Origin of the sequence: Enterovirga sp., assembly GCF_028290205.1 — a bacterium.
Taxonomy (GTDB): Bacteria; Pseudomonadota; Alphaproteobacteria; order Rhizobiales; family Beijerinckiaceae; genus Enterovirga.
This window is the reverse complement of the sequence record NZ_JAQGKF010000009.1, coordinates 1-18,113: the sequence shown is the minus strand read 5'-3', so window position 1 is coordinate 18,113 and position 18,113 is coordinate 1. Positions and strand designations below refer to the sequence as shown.

The 18,113-nt window shown below is 71.5% G+C and carries 19 protein-coding genes; 14 read left to right on the top strand and 5 right to left on the bottom strand.

The genetic code is table 11. The features are described 5' to 3' along the window. Nucleotides 1-5 precede the first annotated feature (5 nt). Nucleotides 6-923: a rhamnosyl transferase gene (locus JWR86_RS00640; RefSeq protein ID WP_299559247.1), complete on the bottom strand. Its 918-nt coding sequence runs from the start codon at nucleotides 921-923 to the stop codon at nucleotides 6-8. A gap of 175 nt (nucleotides 924-1,098) precedes the next feature. Here JWR86_RS00640 and JWR86_RS00635 point away from each other — a divergent pair, with 175 nt between their 5' ends. The 5 genes from JWR86_RS00635 (at nucleotide 1,099) to JWR86_RS00615 (ending at nucleotide 5,359) form a co-directional block, all read left to right on the top strand. After that, nucleotides 1,099-1,932, top strand: coding sequence for an ABC transporter permease (locus JWR86_RS00635; protein ID WP_299559245.1), 834 nt, complete (start codon nucleotides 1,099-1,101; stop codon nucleotides 1,930-1,932). A 10-nt stretch (nucleotides 1,933-1,942) separates the two neighbouring features. Then, the gene (locus tag JWR86_RS00630; protein WP_299559243.1) at nucleotides 1,943-2,725 is read left to right on the top strand and encodes an ABC transporter ATP-binding protein; all 783 of its coding nucleotides are present in this window, start codon (nucleotides 1,943-1,945) and stop codon (nucleotides 2,723-2,725) included. Nucleotides 2,726-2,741: 16 nt separating this feature from the next. Then, nucleotides 2,742-3,263 carry a flavin reductase family protein gene (locus JWR86_RS00625; protein WP_299559241.1) on the top strand — a complete coding sequence of 174 codons (522 nt, stop codon included), beginning with the start codon at nucleotides 2,742-2,744 and terminating at the stop codon, nucleotides 3,261-3,263. A 13-nt stretch (nucleotides 3,264-3,276) separates the two neighbouring features. Then, complete coding sequence (locus tag JWR86_RS00620) at nucleotides 3,277-4,266, top strand: magnesium transporter CorA family protein (protein WP_299559239.1); 990 nt, start codon at nucleotides 3,277-3,279, stop codon at nucleotides 4,264-4,266. A 112-nt stretch (nucleotides 4,267-4,378) separates the two neighbouring features. Next, nucleotides 4,379-5,359, top strand: a complete 981-nt coding sequence (locus tag JWR86_RS00615) for a TAXI family TRAP transporter solute-binding subunit (RefSeq protein WP_299559237.1) — start codon at nucleotides 4,379-4,381, stop codon at nucleotides 5,357-5,359. A gap of 51 nt (nucleotides 5,360-5,410) precedes the next feature. Here the strand turns inward: JWR86_RS00615 and JWR86_RS00610 are convergent, their stop codons facing one another. Together JWR86_RS00610 and JWR86_RS00605 are read right to left on the bottom strand one after the other, a co-directional pair. Next, nucleotides 5,411-5,635, bottom strand: a complete 225-nt coding sequence (locus tag JWR86_RS00610; RefSeq protein ID WP_299559235.1) for a hypothetical protein — start codon at nucleotides 5,633-5,635, stop codon at nucleotides 5,411-5,413. A gap of 40 nt (nucleotides 5,636-5,675) precedes the next feature. Beyond that, nucleotides 5,676-6,872, bottom strand: coding sequence for an acyl-CoA dehydrogenase family protein (locus JWR86_RS00605; RefSeq protein WP_299559233.1), 1,197 nt, complete (start codon nucleotides 6,870-6,872; stop codon nucleotides 5,676-5,678). A gap of 115 nt (nucleotides 6,873-6,987) precedes the next feature. Between JWR86_RS00605 and JWR86_RS00600 the strand changes: the two genes are divergently transcribed. From JWR86_RS00600 to JWR86_RS00590, 3 genes are all read left to right on the top strand, one after another. Beyond that, nucleotides 6,988-7,410, top strand: a complete 423-nt coding sequence (locus JWR86_RS00600; RefSeq protein ID WP_299559231.1) for a response regulator — start codon at nucleotides 6,988-6,990, stop codon at nucleotides 7,408-7,410. A gap of 127 nt (nucleotides 7,411-7,537) precedes the next feature. Next, nucleotides 7,538-8,635, top strand: a complete 1,098-nt coding sequence (locus JWR86_RS00595; protein WP_299559229.1) for a Ppx/GppA phosphatase family protein — start codon at nucleotides 7,538-7,540, stop codon at nucleotides 8,633-8,635. Next, nucleotides 8,632-9,336, top strand: a complete 705-nt coding sequence (locus JWR86_RS00590) for an RlmE family RNA methyltransferase (protein ID WP_299559227.1) — start codon at nucleotides 8,632-8,634, stop codon at nucleotides 9,334-9,336. The genes JWR86_RS00595 and JWR86_RS00590 overlap by 4 nt, the downstream gene beginning before the upstream one ends. Here the strand turns inward: JWR86_RS00590 and JWR86_RS00585 are convergent. Beyond that, the gene (locus tag JWR86_RS00585; RefSeq protein WP_299559225.1) at nucleotides 9,308-10,558 is read right to left on the bottom strand and encodes an O-antigen ligase family protein; all 1,251 of its coding nucleotides are present in this window, start codon (nucleotides 10,556-10,558) and stop codon (nucleotides 9,308-9,310) included. The two genes, JWR86_RS00590 and JWR86_RS00585, sit on opposite strands and share 29 nt — an antisense overlap. Before the next feature lie 257 nt (nucleotides 10,559-10,815). On the opposite strand from JWR86_RS00585, the gene guaB reads away from it, so the two are divergent. Together guaB and JWR86_RS00575 are read left to right on the top strand one after the other, a co-directional pair. Continuing rightward, nucleotides 10,816-12,315, top strand: a complete 1,500-nt coding sequence (gene guaB / locus JWR86_RS00580) for an IMP dehydrogenase (RefSeq protein ID WP_299559223.1) — start codon at nucleotides 10,816-10,818, stop codon at nucleotides 12,313-12,315. 77 nt (nucleotides 12,316-12,392) lie between these two features. Next, nucleotides 12,393-12,824 (top strand): MAPEG family protein, encoded by a 432-nt coding sequence (locus JWR86_RS00575; RefSeq protein ID WP_299559221.1) that lies wholly within the window; start codon nucleotides 12,393-12,395, stop codon nucleotides 12,822-12,824. Nucleotides 12,825-12,851: 27 nt separating this feature from the next. On the opposite strand, the gene JWR86_RS00570 is transcribed toward JWR86_RS00575, so the two are convergent. Then, nucleotides 12,852-13,007 (bottom strand): hypothetical protein, encoded by a 156-nt coding sequence (locus JWR86_RS00570; RefSeq protein ID WP_299559219.1) that lies wholly within the window; start codon nucleotides 13,005-13,007, stop codon nucleotides 12,852-12,854. A 117-nt stretch (nucleotides 13,008-13,124) separates the two neighbouring features. Between JWR86_RS00570 and JWR86_RS00565 the strand changes: the two genes are divergently transcribed. The 4 genes from JWR86_RS00565 (at nucleotide 13,125) to JWR86_RS00550 (ending at nucleotide 17,967) form a co-directional block, all read left to right on the top strand. Next, nucleotides 13,125-14,411, top strand: coding sequence for an RsmB/NOP family class I SAM-dependent RNA methyltransferase (locus tag JWR86_RS00565; protein WP_299559217.1), 1,287 nt, complete (start codon nucleotides 13,125-13,127; stop codon nucleotides 14,409-14,411). A gap of 73 nt (nucleotides 14,412-14,484) precedes the next feature. Beyond that, nucleotides 14,485-16,044, top strand: coding sequence for a glutamine-hydrolyzing GMP synthase (gene guaA, locus JWR86_RS00560; RefSeq protein WP_299559215.1), 1,560 nt, complete (start codon nucleotides 14,485-14,487; stop codon nucleotides 16,042-16,044). A gap of 28 nt (nucleotides 16,045-16,072) precedes the next feature. Beyond that, nucleotides 16,073-16,642 carry a RecX family transcriptional regulator gene (locus JWR86_RS00555; protein ID WP_299559213.1) on the top strand — a complete coding sequence of 190 codons (570 nt, stop codon included), beginning with the start codon at nucleotides 16,073-16,075 and terminating at the stop codon, nucleotides 16,640-16,642. Nucleotides 16,643-16,716: 74 nt separating this feature from the next. Next, nucleotides 16,717-17,967 (top strand): Hsp70 family protein, encoded by a 1,251-nt coding sequence (locus tag JWR86_RS00550; protein WP_299559211.1) that lies wholly within the window; start codon nucleotides 16,717-16,719, stop codon nucleotides 17,965-17,967. Nucleotides 17,968-18,113: the final 146 nt, after the last annotated feature.

Sequence of the window (18,113 nt, the reverse complement as noted above, 5' to 3'; positions counted from 1 at the left end):
GCCCTTCACCGGCGGGTCCCGGCGGCGCGGGTCGGTGGCCCGAGCCGGTTCAGGGCCCCGTCCACCAGCCCGTTCCAGAGGGCCGACCGGCATTCGCGCGAAAAGCGGTTGCGGGCCAGGTAGACCGGAATGCGGACCGGCAGGCTCAGAACCGTTTTCAGCTTGTGCGCCCGCGGCACGTGCGACAGCCGCAGCATGGCGAGCTGGTTGCGGATGAAGGTGTAGAGCCGCAGGTTCGGCTGGTCGGCCAAGAGCAGGCCGAAGGGCAGCGCGATCACGCCGCGGCCGAGCCGGTGATCCATCGCGACCTGCGCGGCGACCCAGATCGAGAACCCGGCCGCGCCGGCCCGGAAACACCATTCGAGGTCGATGGCGTCGATGAAGAAGTCGGCCCGGAAGGGGCCGATGGTCCGCGCCGCCTCGACGGAGACCAGGGAGCCGGACGAGATCACGAAGGCGACCCGGATCAGGCCCGGACGGGGCGGGGCCGGGTCCGGCCGGCTGAGCGCGAGCCGCATCGGCTCGCCGGCCGGATCGAGCGGCTGCGGGCCGACCACCGCTGGCCGCTCGCCGGAGGCCGCGAGCTCGCGGTGGCGGGCCACCAGCGCCGGAATGGTGCCGGGCCGCGGCAGACTGTCCTGGTCGAGCAGAAAGGCGAAGGGGAGGGCGCGGCTCCGGGCCCGGCCGAGGAAGGCGTCATAGGCGGCGCCGAGGCCGAGATTCGCGCCGCCGCCCAACACGGCAAAGGCGGTGCCGCCGGCAGCCAGCCGCAGGCTCGCCTCCAGCCCATCCGGAAGAGGCGAATTGGCGAAGACCGCGACCTCGTCGGCATCCGGCGCCACCGCGGCGACGAGGCGCCGGAGGTGGTCCTCGTCCGGATGGTAGACGACGATCCCGGCCAGGACGCCGCTCTTTCCCTGCACCCGCGATCCCTCTCGCCCGCCCCCGGGCCGGGGATCTGGACCTTTGCCGCCCGCGCGGCAACCCCGGCGCGCGCTCGCGCCAGCTCGGCCGGCTGGCCGGACCGCATTTGGCGGCAGCACGCGGCCCTGTTAGAGCGCCGCCTTTCTGTCCCCGCCCGTGCCAGCCGGAGTTCCCGTGGCGAGTTCGCCCGTCCTCGATCTCAGCGCGTCCGAACAGGCGCGTGCGCCGCTCGCCGCGGCCGTGCGGGACGTGGTCGGGGGCGCCCGCGAGGTGCAGCTCTGGGGAACCATGGGCTGGCTCGACATCCGCCAGCGCTACAGCCGCTCGGTCATGGGGCCGTTCTGGGTGACGCTGACGCTGGCCGCCTTCGTGGCCGGACTCGGGGTCACCTACGGCGCCCTGTTCAGGATCCCGCTTGCCGAATACCTGCCCTATCTGACTGTCGGCATGGTGGTCTGGACACTGATCTCGACCCTGCTGATCGACGGCTGCAACGTCTTCATCGCGGCAACCGTGGCCATCAAGCAGATGCCGGCCCCGCTCACCGTGCATGTCTACCGGCTGATCTGGCGCGGGCTCATCATCTTCGGCCACAACGCCATCATCATCGCGGCCGTGCTGCTGCTGCAGCCTGCCAACGCCCTCATGGGGCTCCTGCCGTCGCTGCTCGGGCTCCTGGTGGTGTGCCTGAACGGGATCGGCTTCGCGCTGACGCTCGGCACCCTCGCGGCCCGCTTCCGCGACATCCCGCCGCTGATGACCAATGTCGTGCAGATGATGTTCTTCATCACCCCCGTGCTGTGGACGGCCGACACGCTCGGCGACCGCAAGTGGATCGCCCTGGCCAATCCCTTCTTCCACCTCATCGAGATCGTCAGGGCGCCGCTGATCGGGGCGCCGTTTCCGGCGCTCTCCTGGAGCTTCGCGCTCGGGCTCACGGCCGTGAACCTCCTCGTCGCGCTGCTGCTCTATGCCCGCTTCCGCTGGCGCGTCCCGTATTGGCTCTGAGCGGCGTCGCATGACATCCATCGCGCTCGAAGACGTGGGCGTCAGCTTCCCGATCTATGGAGGCTCGGCCCGCTCGCTCCGCAACCGGCTCGTCAGCAGCGCGACCGGTGGACGCATCGGCTCGGACCAGCGGGCCCGAACCTGCGTCGAGGCGCTCGCTGGCATCACGCTGAAGGTGGAGCATGGCGAGCGGGTCGCCCTGATCGGCCATAACGGGGCCGGCAAGACGACGCTGCTGCGCGTGCTGGCCGGCATCTACCCGCCGCTCGCGGGCCGCATCCGCATCGAGGGCCGCATTGCGCCGATCTTCGACATCGGCCTCGGCATGGACCCGGACGCCACCGGCTACGACAACATCCGCATCCGGGGCCTCTATCTCGGGCTGAGCCGGCGCGAGGTCGAGAGCCGGATTGACGACATCGCGGAGTTCACCGAACTCGGCTCGTTTCTGGACATGCCCATGCGGACCTACTCGGCCGGCATGCAGACCCGCCTCGCCTTTGCGGTGTCGACCAGCGTGGAGCCGGAAATTTTGCTGCTGGACGAGGGCATCGGGGCGGGCGACGCCTCCTTCATGCGGCGGGCCAATCAGCGGCTGCGTTCGTTTGTGGAGCGCTCGGGCATTCTGGTCCTCGCCTCGCATGACGACGGCCTTCTGGCGGGTCTGTGCGGGCGGGCGATCCGGCTGGAACATGGCCGCATGGTGGATGACGGCCCGTTTGCCGAGGTGATGGAGCGCTACCGCGCGCTCCGCGACGCGGCGGCGCTGGCCGATGGGGACGTCGGCCCGTGAGCCTGGGCGCAGCGCCATGAGCTTCGACTCAAACGCGTTCCGGTTCGCGCTGTCGCAATTTGCGACCGGGGTGGCCGTGATCACGGCCCGGGGGCCGGAGGACCAGGCGATCGGGCTCACCATGAGCTCGTTCAACTCGGTCTCCCTCGATCCGCCGCTCGTGCTGTTCAGCGTCGACCGGCGCGCCATGAGCCTTCCGGCCATGCTGGCCGCCCGCGGCTATGCCGTGAACATCCTCTCGCGGGCGCAGGAAGGTCTCTCGAACGCCTTCGCCAAGTCGTTGAGCGACAAGTTCGCGGACGTCGAGCACACGGTCGGCCATGCCGAGGCTCCGCTGCTGCACGGCGCTCTCGCGCATTTCGAATGCGAGCCCTACGCCCATCACGACGGCGGCGACCACGTCATCTTCATTGGCCGCGTGCTGCGCTTCTCCACGGCCGGGGAGGGCGAGCCGCTCGTGTTCTTCCGGGGCAAGTACCATGGTGTGAGTTCCGGCGATCAGCGCGCGCCGGAATGGCCGTTGCCCATCCCCTCCTGAGCCGGCAGCCGCCATGATCCTGACCCAGGTGTTAGCAAACGGCGCCGAGCCTGCCGGCGCGAGCGGCGCCAGCGCCCGGGGCGAACCGCTGTGGATCGACGCGGTGCGGTCGGACGCGGCAGAGGCCGAGCGGATCGAGCAACTGACCGGATTCAGCGTGCCGAGTTCGGAACAGCTGAGCGAGGTCGAGATCTCGTCGCGGCTGCGCACGCAGCGCGGGGCGATCTACCTTGCGCTGCCCTTGGTCTACCGGGACGAGGTGCGGCGCCCGAAGATCACACCCGTGGGCCTGATCCTGTCCGCCCGACACCTGGTCACCGTCCGGTACGAGGACCTGAAGGCCTTCGAGACGTGCCGCGAGCGCGTCGGCCGAGAAGATTTCCACCGCCCTTCCAGCGCAACGGTGCTCGTGGCCCTGCTGGAAGCCATCGTCGACCGCCTCGCCGACATCCTGGAGGAGGTCGGGGCGGATCTCGACCACATGGCCGAGGAGGTGTTCGGCAGGGAGAGCGAGGCCGAGCTGTCCCGGCGGCGGCCGAAGGCTCAGGACGCACGCCTGCGCAGCACCCTGCGCCGGGTCGGGCGCTCGCGGCAGCTCGTCTCCAAGGTGCGGGCCACGCTCCTCGGGATCGCCCGCATCGTGCCCTATGTCGCGGCCGAGGGTGAGGACTGGCTGTCCCGCGAGGCGGCGCTTCGGCTCCAAACGGTGGGCAAGGACGTGGAATCGCTCGACGAATACGAGGTCCACCTGTCCGACCGGGTGCAGTTCGTCCTGGATGCTGCCCTCGGGGCCATCAACGTGGAGCAGAACGACCGCTTCCGCATCCTCACCGTCGTGTCCGTGGTCGGGATCCCGCCGACGCTGGTGGCCAGCATCTACGGCATGAACTTCAAGAACATGCCGGAGCTCGAGTGGCTTTGGGGCTATCCTTACGGCTTAGCCATCATCGTCCTCAGCGGCCTCGTGCCGCTGCTCTATTTCCGCCGGCGCGGCTGGTTGTGAGCGCCGCGGGCGAGCGGCCGGCCGCCGGGCGGGGGACGCCGTCGATCCCGTTGACCCCTGTCGGCCGGACCGTCACCATCGTGGCCGGGGCGAGCGATCACGGAGAGCAACGATGAGTGCGGCGGCGCCGGGGCGGCGCGCTCTCCTGGCGGCGGCCGCTTCGCTGCTGTTGGCCGGGCAAGCCGGCGCGGCGGCCCGGATCCGGCTGACGATGGCGACCGGGGCCGCGGGCGGGGGCTTCGCCGAGATCGCGCCGGCCTTGGCCGACATCGCCGATCGGCATGCCGGGATCGAGCTCGACCTCCTGCCCACGGCCGGAAGCCACGACAACCTGCGCCTGCTGCGGGCCGGCGATGCCGATCTCGGGCTGGTCAGCATGGGGGCTGCCTGGGAGGCGGCGAACGGCCGCCCGCCCTTCGCCGCCACGGGGCCTTCGCGAGGGTTGCGGGCCCTGTTTCCCCTTCATGGCACGCGCTTCGGTCTGGTCGCAGCGCGCCGACGCCCGGCCGCGCGGCTGGCCGACTTCAGAGGCGGCAAGATCGGCGTCGGCCCGGCGGGCGGTGCAGCCGAGATCTACCTGCGCGCCCTCGCCGGGTCGCTCGGCCTCGCGCTGACGCTGGTGGCCGGGGCGCCCGCCGAGCTCGCCGACCGGGTGGTCGCGGGCGAACTCGACGCCTTGTGGTTCGGCTCCAGCATCCGGGTGGCGGCCGTCCAGGACGTGATGGAGCGCGCGGACGGGGTGCTGATCCCGCTCGCGCCGGAGGAGATCGCCCGGTTCGAGCAACTGTTTCCGTTCGGCACGGCCGGTGAGATCGCAGCGGGGACCTATCAGGGCCAGACGAAGCCGGTGCCGGCCGCCGCCGTGTGGGCCTTTGCGCTGGCAAGCGAGCGCCTGCCCGACGAGGAGGCCTACCGGCTGACACGCGCCGTCATGGAGCAGGCATCGGCCCTCACCGACGCGTATCCGCGGCTCGCCGGCGCCCGCGCCGAGCACGCGGTGCGGAACACGTTCCTGCCCTTCCACCCGGGGGCGCTGCGGCACTTCGCGGAAGCTGGGGTCCGGCTTGCGCCGGCGGTGGGCGGGGCCGGGTAGGGGCGCCGACGCCCCTCTCCGGTCGGCGCTCCCGCCGGGCGGCGGCGCTCCCTACTTGCCGTAGCCCGAGGCCCCGATGGTCGGCAGGACGGGGGCGTTCGAGCCGCCATAGACGTCGACCCGGCGGCCGGTGCCGTAGGTGTCGGTGTTGCGGGTGAAGCCGCCGCCCAGGCTGGAGCCGAGGTCGCGGGCGGAGGAACCCGCGCTGTCGAGGCTGCTGCAGCCGGCAAGCGCCGAGGCGGCCAGGGCGGCCAGCAGAATCTTGGGTCCGGTCATCGTGTCTGTCCTGTGTGTCTGAGCTCAGGCGTCGCGGGCGCTAGCGGCCCATCCGCTTGGCAACCTCTTCCAGCATCACCTCGGTGGCGCCACCACCGATGGATTGCACGCGGGCGTCACGGGCCATGCGTTCGATGGTCGATTCGCGCATGAAGCCGAGGCCGCCGTGGAATTGCAGGCAGGCGGCCATGACGTCGTTGACGAGTTCGCCGCAGAGCGCCTTGACCATCGACACCTCGCGGGTGGCATCCGCCCCCTCCGTGTCGAGCCAGGCTGCATGGTAGACGAGCTGTCGGCCCGCCTCCACCCGCGCCTGGAGCATGGCCAGCCGCTGCCGGATGGCGCCCTTGTCCCAGAGCGGCCCGCCAAAGGCCGTCCGGCTCGTCAACCAGTCGAGCGTGAGGTCGATCGCGGCCTGGGCCTCGCCCATGGCCATGGCGCCGATCACCACGCGCTCGTTCTGGAAGTTGCGCATGATCGCGTAGAAGCCCTGGCCCTCCGCGCCGAGGAGGTTCTCGGCCGGCACGCGGCAGTTCTCGAAGAACAGCTCCGCCGTGTCGGAGGAGCGCCAGCCGTGCTTGTCGAGCGCCCGCCCGACCCTGAGCCCGGGCGTCCCTTTCTCGACCAGGAACATGGACACGCTGCGCGACGGCCGCTCGCCCTCGGCCCCGGTCTTGGCCGCCACGCAGTAGAGGTCGCCCAGCACGCCGTTGGTGATGTAGATCTTGGAGCCGTCAAGGACGTAGCTGTCGCCGTCCCGGCGCGCCCGGGTGCGAATCGCCTTCACGTCCGAACCTGCTCCGGGCTCGGTCACCGCGACGGCGCAGATCTTCCGCCCCGCCACGATGTCGGCCATGTGCCGCCGCTTCTGCTCCGGCGAGCCCGCATGCGCCACATGCACCGAGGCCATGTCGGTGTGGACCAGCACGGTGATCGCGAAGCCTGAAAAGGTGGATCGGCCGAGTTCCTCGGCCAGCACGACGGTGGCGAGCGTGTCCATCTCCGACCCGCCAAACTCGGCCGGGTAGCGGATGCCGAGGAAGCCCAGCTCGCCCATGCGGCGGAGCACCTCGCGGGGCGTGAAGCCCTGCTCCTCCCAGGCGAGGCCGTTCGGCTTCACCTCCTCCTCGACGAAGCGCCGCACCTGATCGCGCAGCATCTCGTGCTCGGGCTCGAAGACCGCAGAGCGCCGCCCGCCCGTTCCGGTGGCGGTCTCGCGATGCTGGACAGCGCTCATGCACGTCTCTCCGCCGATGCGTCGCAGCCGGCTCGCCCTCTTACGCGCGGGCGCTGCCGCGGCAAAGGCGGCGGCCATTCACCGTCCGACAACGCGGTCAGGGCAGGATGGGGCCATGACGCCCTCCGCCCTCCCGCGCCCGCTGACCGCGCTTGTCGCCGATTCCAACCCCTACGCGGCACGGGTCGCGCGGGATGTGCTGGTCCGCAGCGGCTATGCCCGGATCGTGGAGGCACGCGACGGCGCCGAGGCTCTGGGCGCGCTGGTCGACGGCCGGCCCGACCTCCTCGTCGTGGACTGGCAATTGCCCGTGATCAGCGCCCGCGAGGTGGTGGAGGCGGCCCGGGACACGGCGCGCTCACACTGCCCCACCATGCCGGTCGTGGTGACCATGCCCGAGCCCACGGCTGGCGCCGTCTCGGCCGCCACGGCCCTTGGGGTGGACGCCATCCTGGCGCGGCCCTTCGCACCCCGGGACCTTCGCCTTCGGCTGGAGCGCATCGCCAGCGCAGCCGGGGCGGCGCTTCCGAAGGGATAAGGCGCGGCTGCTTTGCAGGCGGCCACCACCTTGCTACGCTCGCGAGAACAGATGACGGGCCGGCCACCGCCGGTGCGTCCCGGATGTCGCGGCCGTGCAGGACCGAGGTGATGCCGTAGCTCCGCCTATGTGGGCCGGGCGAGGGATCCTGGCCCAGGAAGGCCAGGTCAGGAGCGCCGCGGCCGGGGCGGCGTCGCCGGCTGTCGCGTCCCGTTCGCGTTCCGCGATCCGGCGCGGCGTCAAGGCCTACGCGGCACTCGATCTCGGCACCAACAATTGCCGCCTTCTGATCGCGGAGCCGTCCTACCACGAGTTTCGCGTCATCGACGCGTTTTCCCGCATCGTCCGGCTCGGTGAGGGGCTCGGCCACGGCGACCGGCTCGGCGACGGGGCCATCGAGCGGACGGTGGCGGCGCTGCGGATCTGCAAGACCAAGATCGAGGCGAAGAACGTGGTGCGCTCGCGCCTCATCGCCACGGAGGCGTGCCGCCTCGCTGCCAACGGGCTCGAGTTCATCGAACGCGTGCGCCAGGAGATCGGCCTCGCCATCGAGGTGGTCGACCGGCAGACCGAGGCGACCCTGGCCGTCATGGGCTGCGCGTCCCTGGCCCATCCCAAGGCCGGGTCGGTCATCATTTTCGACATCGGCGGGGGCTCGACCGAGGTTGCCTGGCTCGACGGCCAGACCGGGGCGGCGGCGCTGTGCCCGAGCGAGCGCATCCGGGCCTGGGATTCGCTCCCGGTCGGCGTCGTCACCCTGGCCGAACGCTACGGCGGGCTGAAGGTCACTCATTCGGTGTTCGAGGACATGGTGGAGGAGGTCTCAGGGCGCCTGCTGCCTTTCGCCCTCAAGGCCGGGGCTGCCGCGGCCGCGCCGAACTTCCATCTGCTCGGCACCTCCGGTACCGTGACCACCGTCGGCGGCATTCATCTCGGGCTGGACCGCTACGACCGGCGCCGCGTGGACGGAATGTGGATGCGGGGCGACGACATCGAATCGGTGACCGACTGGCTGCTGTCGTCGACCTTGCAGGACCGTGCCCAGAACCCGTGCATCGGCCGTGATCGCGCCGATCTCGTGCTCGCCGGATGCGCCATCCTGGAGGCGATCCGCCGCGCCTTTCCGGCCCAGTATCTGCGCATCGCCGATCGCGGCCTGCGCGAAGGAATTCTTATGTCGATGATGCGCGAGGACAAGGTCTGGGCGCGGCGGAGTCAGGCGTGACCGGGACCGGGCGGAGCGGCGCATCCGCCCCCGGGCGGCAGCGGGTCAAAAAGGGCGGCAACCGCACGCCCTCGTCCCGCGCCTGGCTCGAGCGGCAGCTCAACGATCCCTATGTGGCCCGCGCCAAGCGCGAGGGGCTGCGGTCCCGCGCCGCGTTCAAGCTGACCGAGCTCGACGACCGTTACGGGCTGCTGCGGCCGGGCCACCGGGTGATTGATCTCGGCGCCGCGCCCGGCGGCTGGTCGCAGGTCGCCGCGCAACGGGTCGGCCTGGCGTCAGGCCGCGGCAAGGTTGTGGCCATCGACCTGCTCCCCTTCGACCCGCTGCCGGGCGTGGAGGCGATCGAGCTCGACTTCATGGATCCCGAGGCCCCCGGGCGCCTCATAGACCTGCTCGGCGGCCCGGCCGATCTCGTGATGTCGGACATGGCGGCCAACGCCACCGGCCACCGCAAGACCGACCACCTCAAGATCATGGGGCTGGCCGAGGCCGCGGCCGAGTTCGCTCGCACCGTGCTCGGGCCGGGCGGGGGCTTCGTGGCCAAGGTCCTCCAGGGCGGCACCGAAGGCGTGCTGCTGGCCGATCTCAAGCGGGATTTCGCCACCGTCCGGCACGTCAAGCCGGCGGCGAGCCGGCCCGATTCGGCCGAGCTCTACGTGCTGGCGACCGGGTTCAGGGGCGCGGCGGCCGAGCCGGAGTAGCGGCCGGCCCGTCCGGCAGGCGGGCCAGCCAGATCACGGCGGCGCCGATCACCGCGCTCCACCAGCCCTGCCAAATGCCGTGCCCGACCAGCATCACGGCGCCGGCCGACGCCACCATGGCGCAGCTCGCGGCCGCCCGCGTCCGGGGCAGGCGGCCCAGCGCCAGCACGGACAGCAGCAGGGTCGCGCCGAACAGGGCTGCCCCGATCAGGCCGGTTTCCGCCCAGACCTGGAGGTAGCCGTTATGCGGGTGCCAGGCGCCGAGGAGGACGCGGCGCTCGGCCGGCACCTCGGCCGCGACCGGGTCGCGCGGCATGGCCGAACTGGTGCCGAACCCGACACCCGCGATCGGGCGCCGTTTCACCACCTCGCCAAAGCTCTGCCAGATGGCGATTCGGTCCGCCGCGTGCGCGAAATGAAGCCGTTCCACCAGGCGCTGCGGCAGGATGCGGGCGGCCGTGTCACCCAGCACGGGCGCGATCAGGAGGCCGGCGCCCAAGGCGGCTGCGACCGCGAGGCTGCCGCGTTTCGGGCAAAGGGCGGCGGCGACCAGCACCACGAGACCGACCGCGAGTCCGAGGGCCGTCGCGCTGGAATGGGCGACATAGGTCGCAATCAGAAACAGCAGCGCGACCGCGACGGCGATCGGGCGCCGGCCGGTCAGCCAGAGGTAGGCCGCCAGCGGCCAGCCCAGGATCAGGATGGCCGTGACCGAACGCTTGAAGATGAAGGCGTAGTTGCGGACGCCGAGGCTGGCCCGGAAGGTCATGGCGGTGGCGAGTTCGGCCACGATGGTGAGGCAGCCGATGGCGACCGACACCGCCGCGAGCTTCACGGCCCAGCCCGGCACCTCGCGGGGCAGGCACGCATGCAGCACCAGTGCGGCCCCGGCCGCGGCCAGGAGCTCGCCATAGGCCGAGAGTGAGATCTTGAGGTGGTGGCTCCAGGCCATCGACAGGCCGGCAAAGACGAGGAAGGCGAGGGCGCTCACGCCGATCGGCGTGCACAGAAGGGCCCGGATGCGCTGCCAGACGGCCCCCATCTCGCCGGATTGCAGCCGCGCCGCGAGCGCGGCCGCGGTCGCGAGAAGCAGCAAGGGCTGCGCCGAGCGGTTCACCAGGGCCATGCCGAGCGGCATCGCGGCGAGGAGCCCAAAGGCGAGCCCGTCCAGCGCGGCGAGACGCGGCGTTCCGGCCTGGGTGACAGATCCTGGTCGCTGCACCGTCCGTCTGTGTCCTCTCGGCCCGAAGCGGTCGGGCCGCACTAAGGGGCGGGTCGGCAGGGGTCAAATCGCAGCCATCGTCTCCGGCCTCGGCGGCGGCGGGTCGTCGCGCCGGAATGCCGAGCCGGAAGGGCAGCTATGCGGCCATGCGGCCAGGGTGGCGGGCTGCGCGCGCCCATGCTACGGCCCCTCGCCAACCCGCGCCGCGCCCTCAGCCTAGAGAGGCGCTCCGTCGCGGCGTCCTTCAGGGGTTCGGCATGGTGAACGGTAGAGGGCCGAACGGCTTCGTCGAGGGATTGACCTTTGACGACGTCCTTTTGCGGCCGGGGCGGTCAGAGGTTCTTCCCGGCGAGACAATTCTGCGCACTCAGATCACGCGCACGATCTCACTGAACATCCCCATCGTCGCATCCGCCATGGACACCGTGACGGAGGCCCGCATGGCCATCGCCATGGCCCAGAACGGCGGGCTCGGCGTCATCCACAGGAACCTCGACCCCGAGGTCCAGGCCGAACAGGTCCGGCTCGTGAAGAAATACGAGTCCGGAATGGTGATGAACCCCATCACCATCCACCCGGACGAGACTTTGGCCGACGCGCTGTCGAGCATGAAGCGTCACGGCATCTCGGGCATTCCGGTGGTGGAGCGCGGCCCCAACGGCTCCCGGGGCAAGCTCGTCGGCATCCTGACCAACCGGGACGTGCGCTTCGCCTCCAACCCGGGCCAGCCGATCTCCGAGCTGATGACCAAGGACCGGCTGATCACCGTCCGGGACGGCGTGTCCCAGGAGGAGGCCAAGCGGCTCCTGCACCAGTTCCGGATCGAGAAGCTGCTGGTGGTGGACGACCATTACCGCTGCGTCGGGCTGATCACCGTCATGGACATCGAAAAGCAGGTCGCCTACCCGGCGGCTGCCAAGGACGAGCAGGGCCGGCTCCGCGTCGCCGCGGCGACCACCACGGGCGACGACGGCTACGCTCGGTCCGAGCGCCTGATCGACGCCGGCTGCGACCTCATCGTGGTCGACACGGCCCATGGCCATTCGGTCCGGGTGCTGGAGAGCGTCGCCCGGGTGAAGAAGCTGTCGAACTCCGTGCAGGTGATCGCCGGCAACGTGGCGACCCGCGACGGGGCCCGGGCGCTGATCGACGCGGGGGCGGACGCGATCAAGGTCGGGATCGGGCCCGGCTCGATCTGCACGACCCGGATCGTCGCCGGCGTCGGCGTGCCTCAGCTCACAGCCATCCTGGAGGCCGTCGAGGCTTCGGCCGATCAGGGCGTTCCGGTGATCGCCGACGGCGGCATCAAGTCCTCCGGCGATCTCGCCAAGGCCCTGGCGGCCGGCGCTCAGGTCGCCATGGTCGGGTCCCTGCTGGCCGGCACCGACGAGGCGCCCGGCGAGGTGTTTCTGTACCAGGGCCGGTCCTACAAGGCCTATCGCGGCATGGGCTCCGTCGGCGCCATGGCGCGCGGCTCGGCCGACCGCTACTTTCAGGCCGAGGTGCGCGATGCCCTGAAGCTCGTGCCGGAAGGCATCGAGGGTCAGGTGGCCTATAAGGGTCCGGTCTCCGCCGTGCTGCACCAGCTTGCGGGCGGTGTCCGGGCGGCCATGGGCTATGTCGGGGCCGCGGATCTGCAGCAGCTGCGCGAGCGGGCGGAGTTCATTCGCATCACCGGCGCGGGCCTGCGCGAGAGCCACGTCCACGACGTCACCATCACGCGCGAAAGCCCGAACTACCCGATGGGTCGGGGGTGACGGCGGCCGCGGGTGCAGAAACTCGGCGGGCGCGCGCGGCCCGGGGCGGCCTCGTGCCGCCGAGGCACGGCTAAGTCATGAGCCTACAGGCCATCCTCCTTCCGGTCTTCGTCCAGGTCGCGCTCGTCTTTGCGCTGCTCGTCCTGATGGGCGCGCGGCGGTTCGGCGCCGTGAAGGCGCGCGCGGTGCAGCGTTCGGACGTGATCCTGGGCCAGAAGAGCTGGCCCGCTCCGGCCCAGGCCGCGTCCAACGCGTTTTCCAACCAGTTCGAGCTGCCCGTCCTGTTCTTCGCGCTGGTGCCGCTCGCCGTGGTCACCCGCAAGGCGGATCTGCTCTTTGTGGTTCTGAGCTGGGTCTTCGTCGCGGCCCGGATCGCCCAGGCCGCGGTCTACGTGACGACCAACAACGTCCCGCTTCGGTTCGGGGCCTATCTGGTCGGCGCGGTCACGCTCGCGATCATGTGGGCCGCTTTCGCGGTCCACATCCTGGCCGCGCCGCTGCCCGCATGAGCCTTGCCATGCGAGCGGGCGCGTCCCTCAGTAGCGCCGCCCGGTCTCGAGCTGAGTTTTGGCGTCGAGCCGGCGCGCGCCCGGCGCCGGGTAATCGGGCGGCGGCGGCGGGGGCGCGGACGCGCAGGCCGCAACCGTGAGCGCGAGAGCCGTCGGAAGCGACAGCCGCAGGAGAAGCAACATTCGATCTCATCTCCACATGGCGCCCGTGCGGGCGCGTCCCGGCGCTGGTCCTGAAACGCGCCGGAAGCGTGACGCGGCGACCGCCGCTCTGGCTTTCCCTTGCGCTGTGGCCCGCCAGTGACACCCGCAGCTCGCCTGTCCGGCGCGATCGAGGTCCTGGCCGACATCGACGGACGCCGCCGCCCCGCCCCTGATGCGCTCAAGGATTGGGGCCTCGCCCACCGCTTCGCCGGGTCGGGCGACCGCGCCGCCATTGCGGGGCTCGTCTATGACGCCCTCCGCCGGCGCGCCTCGGCCAGCTGGATCATGGGCGAGGCGACGCCCCGCGCCGTGCTGCTCGGCACGCTGCGGCTCGGCCGCGGCCGCGCGCCCGACGACATCGCGGCCCTGTTTTCGGGCGAGCGCTTCGCGCCGGCGCCGCTTTCCGCGACCGAGCGGTCGCGCCTGGACGCGGCCTCTCTCGAGGATGCGCCGCCCCATGTGCGGGCCGACGTGCCCGAATGGATCGCCCCGTCGCTGGAGCGGGGTCTTGGCGAGGTTTGGATCGAGGAGGCGGTCGCGCTGGCCACCCGCGCCCCGCTGGACCTGCGGGTCAACGGCTTGCGGTCGACGCGCGACGCGGTCGCGGCCGAACTCGCCCATCTCGCGCCCACCCCGACGCCATGGTCGCCCTGGGGGCTTCGCGTGCCGCCGGGCGAGGACGGGCGCAGCCCCGCCATGCAGTCGGACCCGTCCTTTATCCGGGGCGAGTTCGAGATCCAGGACGAGGGCTCCCAGCTCGCCGCTCTCCTGGCCGGGGCCCGTCCGGGGGACACCGTGATCGACCTCTGCGCGGGCGGCGGCGGCAAGACGCTGGCGCTGGCGCCGCTGATGGGCGGCGAGGGCCGCATCGTGGCAACCGATCTCGACCCGCGCCGCCTGGCGCCGATCCATGCGCGCCTCGCGCGGGCGGGCGTCTCGGCCGAGGTCCGCACGCAGCGCGGCAAAGGCGATCCGATCGCCGACCTGGACGGCGCGGCGGACCTCGTCCTGGTTGATGCGCCCTGCACCGGCTCGGGCACCTGGCGCCGCAACCCGGACGCGAAATGGCGCCTGCGCCCCGGCAGTCTCGCGGGCCGCATCCGCGATCAGGCGACCGTGCTCGACCGGGCGGTTCGCCTCGCCCGCCGCGGCGGCCGCATCGCCTATGTGACCTGCTCGGTGTTGCCGGAGGAGAACGACCAGGCCATCGAGGCGCTTCTGGCCCGTCGGCCCGGCCTGGCGGTCGAGGATCCGGCCACCGTTGCGGCCGCGGCCGGGCTGCCGTCACTCTCGGCCCGTCTCCGGGTCACGCGCCGTGGCATCCAGATGACGCCGCTGCGGACCGGGACCGACGGGTTCTACGTGGCGCTGCTGCGCTGTTGAGAAACCCGGGCCGGTGGCCCGGGCGACCCCTTCCCGAGTTGCCTGCGGGCGAGCATCGCTCTACCTGCTCGGGATGACCGCACTGCACCACGACGCCATCCTGATCGTCGATTTCGGCTCCCAGGTGACGCAGCTCATCGCGCGCCGCGTCCGGGAGGAGGGCGTCTTTTGCGAGATCGTCCCCTTCCAGAAGGCTGAGCAGGCGTTTCGCGACCTGAATCCAAAGGGCGTGATCCTGTCGGGCGGGCCGGATTCGGTGACGCTGGAGACGAGCCCGCGCGCCCCGCAGGCGATTTTCTCAGGCGGCACCCCCGTGCTCGGCATCTGCTACGGCCAGCAGGCCATGGCGGCCCAGCTCGGCGGCGAGGTCGAGGGCGGACACCATGCCGAGTTCGGCCGGGCCGATATCGAGATCATGGCCGATAGCCCGCTGTTTCGCGGCGTCTGGCATGTCGGCCACAAATACCCGGTCTGGATGAGCCACGGGGACCGGGTCACCAAGCTCCCGGACGGGTTCGAGCCGCTCGCCTTCTCGGCGAACGCGCCCTTCGCCGTGGTCGCCGACGAGGCCCGCAAGTTCTACGCGGTGCAGTTCCACCCGGAGGTCGCCCACACGCCGCAGGGCGAGCTCCTGATCCGCAACTTCGTGCGGGACATCGCCGGCTGCTCGGGCGACTGGACCATGGCGGCCTTCCGCGGAGAGGCGATCGAGCGCATCCGCGCGCAGGTCGGCACCGGCCGGGTGATCTGCGGACTGTCCGGCGGCGTCGATTCGGCGGTCGCCGCCGTGCTCATCCACGAGGCCATCGGCGAGCAGCTCACCTGCGTCTTCGTCGACCAGGGGCTGCTGCGCCAGAACGAGGCCGAGGAGGTCGTCGGCCTGTTCCGCGACCATTACAACATCCCGCTCGTCCACGTGCAGGCGCAGGACACGTTCATCGGCGCGCTCGAGGGCGTCTCGGACCCGGAGGAGAAGCGCAAGATCATCGGACGCCTGTTCATCGAGGTGTTCGAGGCGGAGGCGAAGAAGATCGGCGGTGCCGAGTTCCTGGCGCAGGGAACGCTCTATCCGGACGTGATCGAGAGCGTCTCGTTTACGGGCGGTCCGTCCGTGACCATCAAGAGCCACCACAACGTCGGCGGCCTTCCCGAGCGCATGAACATGAAGCTCGTCGAGCCGCTGCGCGAGCTGTTCAAGGACGAGGTGCGGGCGCTCGGCCGCGAGCTCGGCCTGCCGGCGGCCTTTGTCGGCCGCCATCCCTTCCCGGGCCCGGGCCTCGCCATCCGCTGCCCCGGCGGCATCACGCGCGAAAAGCTCGACATCCTGCGCAAGGCGGACGCCGTCTATCTCGACGAGATTCGCAAGGCCGGCCTCTACGACACCATCTGGCAGGCCTTTGCGGTTCTGCTGCCCGTGAAGACGGTCGGCGTGATGGGCGACGGCCGCACCTACGACCACGTCTGCGCCCTGCGGGCCGTGACCTCCGTGGACGGCATGACGGCCGATTTCTACCCCTTCGACATGGCCTTCCTCGGCCGCGTCGCGAACCGCATCGTGAACGAGGTCAAGGGCATCAACCGCGTGACCTACGACGTCACCTCGAAGCCCCCCGGCACCATCGAATGGGAATAGGCGTGCGGGGCCGGGGCGGGCCGCTGGGGTGAGGCGGGCCGGGGAGGCGCGCCCCGTCACGCCGGCCTATCTCGAGCGGGCGGCGCTGCACTACCTCGAACGCTATTCGTCCAGCGCCGAGAATCTGCGGCGGGTGCTGCTGCGGAAGGCGCGCCGCAGGCTCGGGCCCGAGGGCGAGCCCGAGCCCGGGATCGAGGCGGCGATCGCCGAGGTGGTCGGCCGGGCGGTCCGGTCCGGCCTGGTGGACGACCGCATCTACGCCGAGTCCAAGGCCGGCGCGCTGCTCCGGCGCGGCTCCTCGACCCGGGCCGTCGGCATGAAGCTGCGCGCCAAGGGCGTTCCTGACGAAACCGCGGCAGCGGCGGTCGCCGTGCACGAACCGGACGACCTCGCGCTGGCCCGCCGGCATGCCCAGAGAAAGCGCCTCGGGCCTTACCGGAGGCCGCCCGACCCGGCCGCCCGCGACCGCGACCTCGCGTCCTTGTGCCGCGCCGGGTTCCCGTACCGGGTGGCGGCCCTGGCCCTAGAGGCGCCTGCGGAGGAGCCGGACGATGCCGAGGCGTGGCCCGATCTGGACCCGGCCGGCCCGCACGGCTGACCGGCGTCGGCATGCCTTGACGGCTCGCCTCCGGGTTGCGACCCGCCGTCCCCCTTTTCGGAACCCAGTTCATCATGTTCGCCTGCGGCCTCGATTTCGGCACGTCCAACACCACGCTCGGCATCTTGCGCGAAGGCGCGCCCTGGCTCGTGCCCCTCGACGGGGCGGAGGTCGCGATCCCGAGCGCCATCTTCTTTCCACCCCAGGACTCCCCGGCCATCGGCCGCGGGGCCATCGAGGCCTATGTGGAGGGCCATCCCGGGCGGCTGATGCGGAGCCTCAAATCGGCCCTCGGAAAGCCGCTGATCGAGGAAACCACCCCGGTCGGGCGCCGCCGGATCACCTTCCGGGAGGTGATCGCCCGCTATCTCGGGGCCGTGAAGGCCCAGGCCGAAGCCGCGGGTGCGCGCGAACTGGACACAGTGGTGCACGGGCGGCCCGTGCATTTCGTGGATGGGGATCCGGAGGGGGACCGGCGCGCGGAGGCGAGCCTGCGCCGCATCGCGACCGAGATCGGGTTTCGCGAGGTGTCGTTTGAATACGAGCCGATCGCGGCGGCGCTGGATTACGAGCGTTCGCTCGCCGGGGAGGAGATCGCGCTCATCGCCGACATCGGGGGCGGCACCTCCGACTTCTCGGTCGTGCGGCTCGGGCCCGAGCGGCGCGGCCGGCCGGAGCGGGCCGGCGACATCCTGGCCAATGACGGGGTGCGCATCGGCGGCATCGATTTCGACCAGCTGCTCAGCCTGGACCAGGTGATGCCGGAACTCGGCTACCGCAGCCCGGCCAAGCGGGAGGGGCTCGACGTGCCCTCGTCCTATTTCCACGACCTCTCGACCTGGTCGAGCATCAACCGCCTCTACGGGCTGAAACCGCGGCGCGAGATCGCCGAGGTCAAGCGCGACGCGGCCCGGCCCGATCTGATCGACCGCCTGCTGCGGGTGGTCTCGGCGGAGCGGGGCCACACGCTGGCCATGGAGGTGGAGCGCAGCAAGATCGAGCTGTCCGGCGCGGAGCGGGCCGTGATCCCGCTCGAGTGGCTCGAGGCCGGCCTTTCGGTCGGCATCGCCCGGCAGGATCTGGTCCGCTCGACCGCCAGTCTGGCCGGCAAGGTCCAGGCCCGCATCTTGGCCTGCCTGGGCCAGGCCGGGGTGGCGCCCGAGGCCGTGGATGCCGTGTTCCTGACGGGCGGGTCCACGCGGCTGCTGCACCTGCGGGCCGCCATCGTGGCGGCTGTTCCGTCGGCCCGCGTCGTCGAGGGTGACACCTTCGGGTCCGTCGGAATGGGGCTGACCATCGAAGCCGCGCGCCGCTACGGGGCTTGAAGAGCGGGCTCGGCTCGGACCTGATGCCCCGGGGAGCGGAGCCGCCTTGGGCAGCCGATATGGATTGCAGATCCGCGCCGCGGGGGCGGCGGACGCGGCCGGGATTGCCGAGCTGATGCTGGCCGCCGGCTCGCCCGTGGATGCGG

Coding starts and splice junctions, on each gene's coding strand:
- JWR86_RS00630 (WP_299559243.1), top strand. CDS start 1,943: ATGACATCCATCGCGCTCGAAGACGTGGGCGTCAGCTTCCCGATCTAT.
- JWR86_RS00625 (WP_299559241.1), top strand. CDS start 2,742: ATGAGCTTCGACTCAAACGCGTTCCGGTTCGCGCTGTCGCAATTTGCG.
- JWR86_RS00620 (WP_299559239.1), top strand. CDS start 3,277: ATGATCCTGACCCAGGTGTTAGCAAACGGCGCCGAGCCTGCCGGCGCG.
- JWR86_RS00615 (WP_299559237.1), top strand. CDS start 4,379: ATGAGTGCGGCGGCGCCGGGGCGGCGCGCTCTCCTGGCGGCGGCCGCT.
- JWR86_RS00610 (WP_299559235.1), bottom strand. CDS start 5,635: ATGACCGGACCCAAGATTCTGCTGGCCGCCCTGGCCGCCTCGGCGCTT.
- JWR86_RS00605 (WP_299559233.1), bottom strand. CDS start 6,872: ATGAGCGCTGTCCAGCATCGCGAGACCGCCACCGGAACGGGCGGGCGG.
- JWR86_RS00600 (WP_299559231.1), top strand. CDS start 6,988: ATGACGCCCTCCGCCCTCCCGCGCCCGCTGACCGCGCTTGTCGCCGAT.
- JWR86_RS00595 (WP_299559229.1), top strand. CDS start 7,538: ATGTGGGCCGGGCGAGGGATCCTGGCCCAGGAAGGCCAGGTCAGGAGC.
- guaB (WP_299559223.1), top strand. CDS start 10,816: ATGGTGAACGGTAGAGGGCCGAACGGCTTCGTCGAGGGATTGACCTTT.
- JWR86_RS00575 (WP_299559221.1), top strand. CDS start 12,393: ATGAGCCTACAGGCCATCCTCCTTCCGGTCTTCGTCCAGGTCGCGCTC.
- JWR86_RS00570 (WP_299559219.1), bottom strand. CDS start 13,007: ATGTTGCTTCTCCTGCGGCTGTCGCTTCCGACGGCTCTCGCGCTCACG.
- guaA (WP_299559215.1), top strand. CDS start 14,485: ATGACCGCACTGCACCACGACGCCATCCTGATCGTCGATTTCGGCTCC.
- JWR86_RS00550 (WP_299559211.1), top strand. CDS start 16,717: ATGTTCGCCTGCGGCCTCGATTTCGGCACGTCCAACACCACGCTCGGC.